Consider the following 11090-nt stretch of genomic DNA (forward strand, 5'->3'; position numbering starts at 1 on the left):
GGGCGCCTGACCCGGGTCAGGCGCCCTCCGCGCGATTCTTCTCGCTCCGCGCGCCGTCCTACTCGGTCAACCCCTCGCGCAGCTGCCGCAGCGTCTTGGCCAGCAGCCGCGACACGTGCATCTGCGAGATGCCGACCTTCTGCGCGATCTGGGTCTGCGTCATGTTCCCGAAGAACCGCATCACCACGATCTTGCGCTCCCGCTCCGGCAACTTCTCCAGCAACGGGTGCAGCGCCTCGCGCTGCTCGATCGCCTCCAGCTCCGGGTCCTCCTCGCCGAGCGTGCTGCCCAGCGAGATGGAGCTGTCGTCGGCCACGAGCAGGTCGTCCAGCGACGCGCTGTGGTAGGCGTTGCCGGCCGCCAGTCCTTCGTGGATCTCTTCCCGGGTCAACCCCAGGTGCTGCGCCAGCTCGCTGGGCGTCGGCGCGCGGCCGAGCTCCTGCGACAGCCGCGCCGACCCCGCGTTGATCGCCAGGTGCAGCTCCTTGAGCCGCCGCGGCATCCGCACCGACCAGCTGGAGTCGCGGAAGTACTTCCGGACCTCGCCCATGATCGTCGGCACCGCGAACGACAGGAAGTCGCTGCCGCGTTCCGGGTCGAACCGGTCCACGGCGTTGATCAACCCGACCGTCGCCACCTGCACCAGGTCGTCGTGCGGCTCGCCGCGGTGGCCGAACCGCCGGGCGATGTGCTTGGCCACGGGCAGGTGCTCGGTCACCAGCTCGTCGCGCAGCCGCTCCCGCTCCGGGTCGTCCTTCGCGGTCGCGGCGAGCCGGACGAACAGCGGCGCCAGGTGGTCGTAGTCACCCTGGGTGCCGGACCGCGTCGTGCCCCCGTCCGACCCCGTCACGCATCCACCGTCCCCAGCGACCGCTTGACCAGGTCGATGTGCACCTCGAACGCGTCCGCCTGCGGCGCGACCCACGTCGTGACCGAGTCGACCAGCGCGCTCAGCACCCGCCAGCCGAAGCTGTCCCGGTCCGGCGGCGCCGACCGCTGCGAGCCCACCTTGGTGAACACCTGCACCGAACCGTCGACCACCACGAACTGGGCGCTGAGCACGGCACCCCCGGCGGCCAGCGAGATCAGGGTCGAGCACGCCTCGTCGACCGCCAGCTTCAAGTCCTCGATGGAGTCAAGGTCGAAGTCCTGCCGCATGGCGATGTCCGCCGCCACGGCTCGGACGATCGACAGCTGCGTGGGGTCGGCCGCCATCCGCAACTCGACCCCGGCCAGGGCGTTATCCGACTCACCGCTTCGCGGCTCAGTGTGCGACACGCTCACCTCGTCGTCCGTTCTGTCTCGTTGTGCTGCTGAAGCTATCGATACCCGAATTGATCGTCGTTCACACGTGTAGCCGACGCGCGGGCCGGGAAGACTGCTTGGTGCGACGGGGAGGCCTTTTGACCGATCAACTCGCGGACCACCACTGGGGTGTCGAGTTCCCGGCACAGCCCGGGCAGCTCGCCGTGGTACGCGCCCGGCTCGACGCGTGGCTGGCCGCCGAGGGACTGCCGGAGGACGACCGGTACGACCTGCTCCTCGCGGTCAACGAGGCCGCGAGCAACGCCGTGGAGCACGCCTACGGCCCTGACGAGCACGGTCTCGTCCACATCGACGCCGACGCCAGACCCGACGGCAGCGTGCGCGTCGTGGTCAGCGACCACGGCGGCTGGCGCGTGCCGCCGCCGACCCTGACCGCCCGCGGTCGGGGTCTGCTGCTCATGCGCGAGAACGTCGACGAGGTGATGGTCGACCGCAGCGCGACCGGCACCACCGTCACCCTGGTCCTCGGTCCGCGCCACCGCTCTCGCGGCACGTTGCTCGCCGTACCGCCACCGGTCGACCCGGTGGACGTGACGGCCCGTGACGGCTGGGTGGAAGTGCACGTTCGCGGCGACGTCCCGGCGCACGCCGCGCCCGCCGTCCGTCGCCGCATCCTGACCGCCGCACGGGGCGGGACCGTACCGGTGGTCGTCGACCTGCGCGCGTTGGGCGAGCGCAGCGAGGGCCTGATCCGCAGCCTGCGCGCCGTCGCCGACGCCGCCGCCGCGGCGGGCAACCGGGTCGTCGTGCGCGCACCCGAAGACGGCCACGCCCGCCGCGCACTCGTCGCGGCGGGCGTGGACCAAGTCGTCGACCTGGTGCCGCACGTCTAGCCCCGGTCCGTCATCGCCGGCTCAGCGGGACTCGTCGGCCTCCAGCGCCTGGTCGACCGACTCGAAGACGCTGAACACCTCGCCCAGGCCGGTCGCGGCCAGCGGGCGGGTCACGGCGCGCTCCACCGCCACGACGCGGAACGCCGCGCCACGGCGCTTGGCGTGCTGCGAGGCCTCCACCAGCACCGCGAGGCCGGCCGAGCCGAGGAAGCTGACCCCCGACAGGTCCAGCACCAGGGCGCTGCCCGCGTCGAGGTGCTGCAACGCGCCCGCCCGCAGTTGCGGCGCGGTGAGCATGTCGATCTCACCGCTCACCGCGAGCACGGTGACGCCTTCGGCCGCGGTGCGCGCGGCGAGTCCGAGCTGCCCGGCCCGCGGGCTCTCGGCCGCGGCGGACTCGGCTCCGCTCGTCGCCACGACGTCCGGATCCTGAACCGTCACGAGGCACTCCTCTTCAGCTGGAACCGCTGGGTGGGAAGCCCGGACGCACCAAGTGTGCGCGCACTACAGAACAGCAGCGTGGCGGAAACGTTTCCCCGCTAGCCGGACTTCCCGGCGCGGCTGTTGGCTCAACCGCTGCGCCACCCACCGTACGGAGCCGGTCGCGACACCACAAGCGCGTGGGTGGCGCCCTGATAGGCACCAGTGTAATGCGCTGTTCGGTGTGCGGTGGACGACGCACGGTGAACGGTTTGGGGCCGCCGGGGCCGGTTACACCTCGAGGGAAGCGTTCCCGCCCGTGGCGCGCAACTGGGCGACACAACCGCCCGCCGGCCGGAATCGGGCATGAATGAGGAGGTGGTCTCGACCACAGTCGCGCAGAATCGGGTGACGGGGATAACGCCGCGAGAGCCGTGAGCGACAACCCTGGTGGAGGGATTTCACATGAGCACCAGAACGGAAACCGAGTCCGAGCCCGCGAAGCGCGGGGCGGCGCGTGCCGGCGCCACAGGCGCGGCGGCGCTGCCCACAGCCCCCTGCAGCGTGGTGTGGAGCAAGGGCCACGCCTACGTGCTCGAAGGTTTCCGGGCCCGCTGGGTCGGCGTCGACGACCGAGGTCGTCCGCAGGCGCTCAGCGGTGACGAACTGCAACGCCGCGGCTGGAGCCGCACCCGTTCGAACAACTGAACGAGCCCGCGAGGGGTCGCACCGCGAGTCGACCACCGGGGCACGCCGGGCGGCCATCTACAGTGCGGACGTGTCGCACGATCCAGCCGACCGGCTGCTGACCATCCCGAACGCGCTGAGCGTGTTGCGGCTGCTCGGCGTGCCCCTGTTCCTGTACCTGCTGCTCGGGCCGCACGCCGACGGCTGGGCGCTGGTCGTGCTGGTCGCGGCGGGCCTGTCCGACTGGCTCGACGGCAAGATCGCCCGCTGGCTCGACCAGGCCAGCAAGCTCGGCGCCCTGCTCGACCCGGCCGCCGACCGCCTCTACATCCTCGCCACGCTGGTCGCGTTCGTCGTGCGCGGCATCGTGCCCTGGTGGGTGGCGGCGGTGCTGGTCGGCCGCGAGCTCGTCGTCGGCGTCTGCCTGCCCGTGCTCCGGGCCCGCGGCTACGGCCCGTTCGAGGTCAACTACCTCGGCAAGGCGGCCACGTTCAACCTGCTCTACGCGTTCCCCATGCTCCTGCTCGCCCAGGGCGCCTCCACCGCCGCGCAGATCGCCCGTCCGGTTGCGTACGCGTTCATGGTCTGGGGAGGAGCCTTGTACCTGTGGTCAGGCGTGCTGTACGTCTACCAGTTCGGCCTCGCGATGCGGCGACGGCCGGGTGTCGCGCCGGCCTGAACGTCGACGTGGGAAGATCCGGCGGAGCGTTGATCCACCGTCATTGAAGGAGCACACCGCGGTGATTCCCGAGGAGCTCAAGTACACCGAGGAACATGAGTGGGTGCTGCGCACCGGTGAGGACACCGTGCGCGTGGGCATCACCGACTACGCCCAGGAACAACTGGGTGACGTCGTGTTCGTCCAGCTCCCGGAGCTCGGCGAGCAGGTCGCGGCCGGGCAGACGCTCGGCGAGGTGGAGTCGACCAAGAGCGTGTCCGACATCTACGCGCCGCTCGCGGGCGAGGTCGTCGCCCGCAACGACTCGCTCGACCAGCAGCCCGACCTGGTGAACTCCGACCCGTACGGCGAGGGTTGGATGGTGGAATTGCGGCTGGAGGACCCGTCCGCGGTCGACGACCTGCTCGACGCCGCCGCGTACCAGGAGCTGGTGGCACAGGGGTGACGTCGATCTTCCGGCGGCTCTTCGGTCGGTGGGGGAGCCGCTCCTCAGACCAGGGTTCGGGCACGATAGGTTCTAGCGGTCTCGACGGTTCCAGCAGCAGGAGGAGAGCTCAGGTGAGCACGAACGACGGGCCAGGCGTTCCGCCCGAGCAGTCCCCGGAGCGGACCTCCGTTTTCCGGGCCGACTTCCTCGCCGAGGTCGAGGGCGCCGAGGCGCCCGCCCAGGAGCCGGCCGTCGCGGGTGTCGACGCACTGCCCGCCGGTTCGGCGCTGCTCGTGGTCAAGCGCGGCCCCAACGCGGGGTCGAGGTTCCTGCTGGACCGCGACACGACCAGCGCGGGGCGGCACCCCGACAGCGACATCTTCCTCGACGACGTGACGGTCTCCCGCCGCCACGCCGAGTTCCGCCGCGAGGGCGGCGAGTTCGTGGTCATCGACGTGGGCAGCCTCAACGGCACCTACGTCAACCGCGAGCCCGTCGACCAGGCGGTGCTGGCGAACGGCGACGAGGTGCAGATCGGCAAGTTCCGCCTCGTGTTCCTGACCGGTCCGGGCGCCGGGGGCCAGGGGGCCTGAGCGATGGGGCTCCGGTGACGGCGGCCGGGCGGCCACGCGGGGGGTTGAGCATCGGGGCGGTGCTGGCGCAGCTGCGACCCGACTTCCCCGACGTCACCATCTCCAAGATCCGATTCCTGGAGTCGGAGGGCTTGGTCCGCCCGGCGCGCACGGCCTCGGGGTACCGGCAGTTCACGTCCGCCGACGTGGACCGCCTGCGGTACATCCTGTCCGCTCAACGGGACAGGTACCTGCCGCTGAAAGTCATCAAGGAGCAGTTGGACGCGGCCGACCAGGGCGCGTCGAAGGCGATGCGCGCGGTCGACCTCGCACCGGCCGCCGGGCACCGGGTCACCCGCGAGGACCTGCTGGCGCGCGCGGGCATCGAGCCTGGCGTGCTGGCGGACCTGGAGCAGCACGGCCTGATCAGGCCAGGTGCGGGCGGGTTCTACGACCACGAGGCCGTGCAGATCGCCTCGACCGTGCGGGCGATGGCCGAGCACGGCCTGGAGGCCCGGCACCTGCGCCCCTTCCGCGCCGCGGCCGACCGCGAGGTCGGGTTGGTGGAGCAGGTCGTCGGCGCGGCCCACCGCTCACGCGACCGTGACGACGTGGTGCGGGAGTTGGCGGCGCTCTCCGTAACGCTGCACACACTCTTGGTGAAGGTCGGTTTGCGAGAGGTCGTCGGACGACCTGTTTCGCCGAGGTGAACACGTGTCCGCATCGTGATCCGAAGCGGGCGGGCGGTTGCGCACAGGGCCCGCTTGGCGGGTAGCGTCGAAAGAGTACGTGGGGGATCCTCGTTGGTAGCGGGGACGCCAGAATTTCAGCGCGCTGAGGGAGGCGAGACCCGATGAGCGAAATGCGCGTCGTCGGCGTGCGGGTGGAACTGCCCGCCAACCAGCCGATCCTGCTGCTGCGCGAAACCGAGGGCGAACGGTACCTGCCGATCTGGATCGGATCGGTCGAGGCCACGGCGATCGCGTTGGAGCAGCAAGGTGTCCGTCCTGCCCGGCCGTTGACGCACGACCTGCTCAAGGACGTCATCGGAGCCCTCGGCCGGCAGCTGGAGCAGGTGCGGATCACGGACTTGCAGGAAGGCACCTACTTCGCGGAACTCGTCTTCGACGGCGACATCCGCGTGTCCGCGCGGCCGAGCGATTCGGTGGCGCTGGCCCTGCGGATCGGCGTGCCGATCCACGCGGAGGAGTCGGTGCTGGCGGAGGCGGGCCTCATCATCCCGGACGAGCAGGAGGACGAGGTCGAGAAGTTCCGCGAGTTCCTCGACTCCGTATCGCCCGAGGACTTCCGCGGCGCCGACACGTAACCGTCCGCCCCCACCACGCCCTGCCTACCGGCACGGCCCCGGCACACCAGAGCACGCCTCCCCACAGCCGTCCACTGACACGCCCTTGCCCACGCCCTTCCCGAAGGAAGGGCTTCGTGTCATCCCGCCGACCTGGCTCCGCCCTACCGCGCGTGTCAAGGGGGCTGTGCGTCCCTTGCCCGCCCGTCCACCGATGCCTGCCCCCTTGATACGTGTGGTAGCCCGTAGGGAGGTCGGTGGGATGACACGAAACCCGCACCACAACGGACCCGGCGCGTACCCACCCACCCCGCCGTCATCCTGCTGATCTGCCCGTCCGGCGAGGACATGCTTTTCAGCCTGCACGCACCCCCGCCGCACCCCGCCGCACCCCTACCGCCTGGGACCGCACACCACTACCCCGGGCCTCACACCAACCTGCCGCTTGCGGACAAGCGGGTCGGGTGCTTGACAAAACCAGCCCGTCACCGATCCGTCGAACCGCTCTCCACCACGCCCCGCGAAGGGCCGCGCCCAAGGGCCCCACGCCGTCAACGGCCCCTCGCGAGCGTGTGCGGTGCGTTGTGGATCAACCCCGCGTGCCACCTCCAGGTGTCACGCCTCTGGGTTACACAACGTCAACCTTCGTCCGCTAAACGATCACTAAACGTCACCCGAATGGCTTACGACAGGCGACTCTCTCAACCTCAACCTCACGTTGAGGCAAGACACGCCCAGCGCGTCGCGTTGACCTGCCCCCTACCCGGTCTTACCGTCGAACTCAGGTGAATTGCCACGGTGTGATTCGGGCACCGCGGCGGCTTCACGTTGGTCGCCGGTCGTCGTGACCGGACCGAGGGGAGGCAGGCGTGGTCGAGGAAGCGCCCATCCGGGCCGGATCCGGCGAACAGGGTGAGCTGTTCCCGGACTCCTCGCTGCCGGACGAACTGGTCGGGTACCGCGGCCCCGCCGCGTGCCAGATCGCGGGCATCACCTACCGCCAGCTGGACTACTGGGCGCGCACGGGGTTGGTCAACCCGACGATAAGGAGTGCCCACGGCTCCGGCAGCCAACGGCTCTACTCGTTCAAGGACATCCTGGTCCTCAAGGTCGTCAAGCGGCTGCTGGACACCGGTGTCTCGTTGCAGAACATCCGGGTCGCGGTCGACCACCTGCGCCGCCGCGGCGTGCAGGACCTGGCCCGGATCACGCTGTTCAGCGACGGCACCACCGTCTACGAGTGCACGTCGCCGGAAGAGGTGGTCGACCTGCTCCAAGGCGGCCAAGGGGTGTTCGGCATCGCGGTCTCCGGCGCGATGCGGGAGATCAGCGGCACGATCCACGACTTCCCCGCCGAACGCGCGGACGGCGCCGAGATCGTGGAGCCTGCCGACGACGAGCTGTCCCGCCGGCGCCGCACGAGGGCCATCGGCTGACCGCCCGGCGCAAGGCGGCCGGCTGACCGACGTGCTCGCCCGGCGCAACGCGGCCGGCTGACCGGCCCGCACACCCGGCGCAACGCGATGAGATCCACGTCGCGCCGGCGGTACCGCTCACCCACCCGCCGGGTACGATTTCGCGCGTAGTCGCTTTATCCCGTGCGGGAGAGTCCGAGCCAGTCTCGGCGCCGAAGGAGCAAATCCTCCCCGGAACCTCTCAGGCGCAAGGACCGTGCGGGTGAGACGCCTCTGGAAAGCGGGTCGGCCACCACCGACCGACCCCGCCGACGGTGCAAACCCGACAGCCGGGTGAAGCTCTCAGGCGCCCGCCGGGCAGAAGACAGAGGGGGAGGGCAACGGCAGAAGTCTGTCCGGAGCCCTGGAGGCCAGCACCGATGACGCAGGACCGCATCCCCCTCGCCGCACTCGAGCACGGCACCCCGTTCGCCGACCGGCACGTGGGCCCGCGGCCCGCCGAGCTGGCCCGCATCCTCGACGTGATCGGTGTCGGCTCCCTGGAGGAACTGGCGCAGCACGCCGTCCCCGAGTCGATCCGCGAGCGCGACCTGGTGCTGGACCTGCCCGCGCCCGCCACCGAGACCGAGGCGCTGGCCGAGCTGCGCGCCCTCGCCTCCCGCAACCGCCCGATGACGCAGATGATCGGGCTCGGCTACTACGGCACGACCACGCCGCCGGTGATCCGCCGCAACGTGCTGGAGAGCCCCGCCTGGTACACCGCGTACACGCCGTACCAGCCGGAGATCTCCCAGGGCCGCCTCGAAGCCCTGCTGAACTTCCAGACGATGGTCGCCGACCTGACCGGCCTGCCGCTGGCCAACGCCTCGATGCTGGACGAGTCCACCGCGGCCGCCGAGGCCATGACGCTGGTCCGCCGCGCGGGACGGTCCAAATCGAACAAGTTCGTCGTGGACGCCGACACGCTGCCGCAGACGCTGGCCCTCATCGAGACGCGCGCCGAGCCGCTGGGCATCGAGATCGTGACCGCCGACCTGTCGCAGGGCATCGAGGGCCTCGGCCTCGGCGGCGACTTCTTCGGCGTGCTGCTGTCCTACCCCGGCGCGTCCGGCGTGGTGCGCGACCACGCGGCGGTCGTCGAGGAGATCCACAAGGCGGGCGCGCAGGCCGTGGTCGCCGCCGACCTGCTGGCGTTGACGCTGCTGCGCCCGCCCGGCGAGATCGGCGCGGACGTCGTCATCGGCACCACGCAGCGCTTCGGCGTGCCGATCGGGTTCGGCGGGCCGCACGCGGGCTACATGGCCGTGCGCCAGGGCTTGGAGCGGCAGCTGCCCGGCCGGCTCGTCGGCGTGTCCGTGGACGCGGACGGCTCGCTCGCCTACCGCCTCGCCCTGCAGACGCGCGAGCAGCACATCCGCCGGGAGAAGGCGACCAGCAACATCTGCACCGCTCAGGTCCTGCTGGCGGTGATCGCGTCGATGTACGCGGTGTACCACGGTCCGGAAGGGCTGAAGGCGATCGCGACCCGCGCCCACCGGATGGCGACCGTGCTGGCCGCCGGCCTGCTGGAGGGCGGCGTCGAGATCGTGCACGGCGAGTTCTTCGACACCGTGCGCGCCCGCGTCGAAGGACGTGCCGCCGCCGTCGTCTCCGCCGCGCGCGACCTCGGCGTGAACCTGTGGCAGGTCGACGACGACGTGGTGTCCATCGCGTGCGACGAGACCACCACGCGCGAGCACCTGGTCGCGGTGTGGAAGGCGTTCGGCGTGACCGTCGCGGACGTGGACGGCCTGGACGCCGACACCGCCGACGGCATCCCCGCGGACCTGCGCCGCACCAGCGACTACCTGACCCACCCGGTGTTCCACTCGCACCGCTCCGAGACCGCGCTGCTGCGCTACCTGCGCGCGCTGTCGGACAAGGACGTCGCGCTGGACCGCAGCATGATCCCGCTGGGCTCGTGCACGATGAAGCTCAACGCCACGGCCGAGATGGAGCCGATCACGTGGCCGGAGTTCGCCGACCTGCACCCGTTCGCGCCCGCGTCGGACGCCGACGGGCTGCTGAGCATCGTCGGTGACCTGGAGCGGTGGCTGGCCGAGGTCACCGGGTACGACGCGGTGTCGTTGCAGCCGAACGCGGGCAGCCAGGGCGAGTTCGCGGGCCTGCTGGCGATCCGCGCCTACCACCGCGCCAACGGCGACGACCACCGCGACGTGTGCCTGATCCCGTCCAGCGCGCACGGCACCAACGCCGCGTCCGCCGTGATGGCCGGGATGCGGGTCGTGGTCGTCAAGTGCGACGACCACGGCAACGTGGACATCGAGCACCTGCGTTCGACGGTCGACGCGCACCGCGACGACCTGGCTGCGATCATGATCACCTACCCGTCGACGCACGGCGTGTACGAGGACACCGTGCGCGAGGTGTGCGGGCTGGTGCACGACGCGGGCGGCCAGGTGTACGTCGACGGCGCGAACCTCAACGCGCTGATCGGGTTGGCGCAGTACGGCAAGTTCGGGTCGGACGTGTCGCACCTGAACCTGCACAAGACGTTCTGCATCCCGCACGGCGGCGGTGGCCCGGGTGTCGGGCCGATCGGCGTGCGGTCGCACCTGGCGCCGTTCCTGCCGAACCACCCGTTGCAGCCGTCGGCCGGTCCGGCGAGCGGTGTCGGCCCGATCAGCGCCGCGCCGTGGGGTTCGGCGTCGATCCTGCCGATCTCGTGGGCGTACGTGCGGATGATGGGCGCCGACGGCCTCCGCCGCGCCACCCTCACCGCCGTGGCGGCGGCGAACTACGTGGCCCGCCGCCTGGACGAGCACTTCCCGGTGCTCTACACCGGCGAGGGCGGTTTCGTGGCCCACGAGTGCATCCTCGACCTGCGGCCGATCACCAAGGCGACCGGCGTGACGGTGGACGACGTGGCGAAGCGGTTGGCGGACTACGGGCTGCACGCGCCGACCATGTCGTTCCCGGTGGCGGGCACGCTCATGGTGGAGCCGACGGAGAGCGAGGACCTGGGCGAGATCGACCGGTTCATCGACGCGATGATCGCGATCCGGCACGAGATCGACCGCGTCGGCTCGGGCGAGTGGCCGGTGGACGACAACCCGCTGCGCAACGCGCCGCACACGGCGGCCTCCATCGCGACGGAGTGGAACCACCCGTACAGCCGGGAGGTGGCGGTGTTCCCGGCGGGCACGTCGGCGCCGAAGACCTGGCCCCCGGTGCGCCGCATCGACGGCGCCAAGGGCGACCGCAACCTGGTCTGCTCCTGCCCGCCGGTCTCCGCTTACGGCGGCTGACCACCCGCCGGTCTCCGCTTGCGGCATCTGACCGGTCTCCGCTCACGGCGGCTGACCGGTTCCCGCTCACGGCGGTTGACCACCGCGGCGTCGCACGGGAACCCGGGGGGACCGGGT

Annotated in this window: 12 protein-coding genes and 1 riboswitch; of the genes, 9 read left to right on the forward strand and 3 right to left on the reverse strand. The window is 71.1% G+C overall.

Annotation, left to right across the window (positions count from 1 at the left end; genetic code table 11):
* Window positions 1-58 precede the first annotated feature (58 nt).
* Both ABTZ99_RS43515 and ABTZ99_RS43520 read right to left on the reverse strand, forming a co-directional pair.
* The gene (locus ABTZ99_RS43515; RefSeq protein ID WP_498783901.1) at window positions 59-850 is read right to left on the reverse strand and encodes a SigB/SigF/SigG family RNA polymerase sigma factor; all 792 of its coding nucleotides are present in this window, start codon (window positions 848-850) and stop codon (window positions 59-61) included.
* Window positions 847-1278: an ATP-binding protein gene (locus tag ABTZ99_RS43520; RefSeq protein ID WP_498783903.1), complete on the reverse strand. Its 432-nt coding sequence runs from the start codon at window positions 1276-1278 to the stop codon at window positions 847-849. Before ABTZ99_RS43520 ends, ABTZ99_RS43515 begins: the two co-directional genes overlap by 4 nt.
* Window positions 1279-1403: 125 nt before the next feature.
* On the opposite strand from ABTZ99_RS43520, the gene ABTZ99_RS43525 reads away from it, so the two are divergent.
* Window positions 1404-2159 (forward strand): ATP-binding protein, encoded by a 756-nt coding sequence (locus ABTZ99_RS43525; RefSeq protein WP_498783905.1) that lies wholly within the window; start codon window positions 1404-1406, stop codon window positions 2157-2159.
* Between the two features lie 21 nt (window positions 2160-2180).
* On the opposite strand, the gene ABTZ99_RS43530 is transcribed toward ABTZ99_RS43525, so the two are convergent.
* Window positions 2181-2600 carry an STAS domain-containing protein gene (locus ABTZ99_RS43530; protein ID WP_499618996.1) on the reverse strand — a complete coding sequence of 140 codons (420 nt, stop codon included), beginning with the start codon at window positions 2598-2600 and terminating at the stop codon, window positions 2181-2183.
* Between the two features lie 444 nt (window positions 2601-3044).
* Between ABTZ99_RS43530 and ABTZ99_RS43535 the strand changes: the two genes are divergently transcribed.
* The 8 genes from ABTZ99_RS43535 (at window position 3045) to gcvP (ending at window position 10973) form a co-directional block, all read left to right on the forward strand.
* Window positions 3045-3287 (forward strand): hypothetical protein, encoded by a 243-nt coding sequence (locus ABTZ99_RS43535; RefSeq protein WP_498783909.1) that lies wholly within the window; start codon window positions 3045-3047, stop codon window positions 3285-3287.
* A 70-nt stretch (window positions 3288-3357) separates the two neighbouring features.
* Window positions 3358-3945 carry a cardiolipin synthase ClsA gene (gene clsA, locus ABTZ99_RS43540; protein ID WP_498783911.1) on the forward strand — a complete coding sequence of 196 codons (588 nt, stop codon included), beginning with the start codon at window positions 3358-3360 and terminating at the stop codon, window positions 3943-3945.
* Between the two features lie 61 nt (window positions 3946-4006).
* The gene (gene gcvH / locus ABTZ99_RS43545; RefSeq protein ID WP_387499723.1) at window positions 4007-4390 is read left to right on the forward strand and encodes a glycine cleavage system protein GcvH; all 384 of its coding nucleotides are present in this window, start codon (window positions 4007-4009) and stop codon (window positions 4388-4390) included.
* 113 nt (window positions 4391-4503) lie between these two features.
* The gene (gene garA, locus ABTZ99_RS43550; RefSeq protein WP_033427969.1) at window positions 4504-4965 is read left to right on the forward strand and encodes a glycogen accumulation regulator GarA; all 462 of its coding nucleotides are present in this window, start codon (window positions 4504-4506) and stop codon (window positions 4963-4965) included.
* 14 nt (window positions 4966-4979) lie between these two features.
* Window positions 4980-5654, forward strand: a complete 675-nt coding sequence (gene ftsR, locus ABTZ99_RS43555) for a transcriptional regulator FtsR (protein WP_498783914.1) — start codon at window positions 4980-4982, stop codon at window positions 5652-5654.
* A gap of 143 nt (window positions 5655-5797) precedes the next feature.
* The gene (locus ABTZ99_RS43560) at window positions 5798-6271 is read left to right on the forward strand and encodes a bifunctional nuclease family protein (RefSeq protein WP_053720858.1); all 474 of its coding nucleotides are present in this window, start codon (window positions 5798-5800) and stop codon (window positions 6269-6271) included.
* Window positions 6272-7119: 848 nt separating this feature from the next.
* On the forward strand, window positions 7120-7686 hold the full coding sequence (locus ABTZ99_RS43565; RefSeq protein ID WP_308257181.1) for a MerR family transcriptional regulator: 567 nt from the start codon (window positions 7120-7122) through the stop codon (window positions 7684-7686).
* A 155-nt stretch (window positions 7687-7841) separates the two neighbouring features.
* Window positions 7842-7932: riboswitch (glycine riboswitch) on the forward strand.
* Window positions 7933-8084: 152 nt separating this feature from the next.
* A complete protein-coding gene (gene gcvP, locus ABTZ99_RS43570) occupies window positions 8085-10973 on the forward strand; it encodes an aminomethyl-transferring glycine dehydrogenase (protein WP_499619003.1) in 2889 nt (962 codons plus the stop codon).
* Window positions 10974-11090: the final 117 nt, after the last annotated feature.

Source organism: Actinosynnema sp. NPDC002837 (genome assembly GCF_040295345.1).
Taxonomy (GTDB): domain Bacteria; phylum Actinomycetota; class Actinomycetes; order Mycobacteriales; family Pseudonocardiaceae; genus Actinosynnema.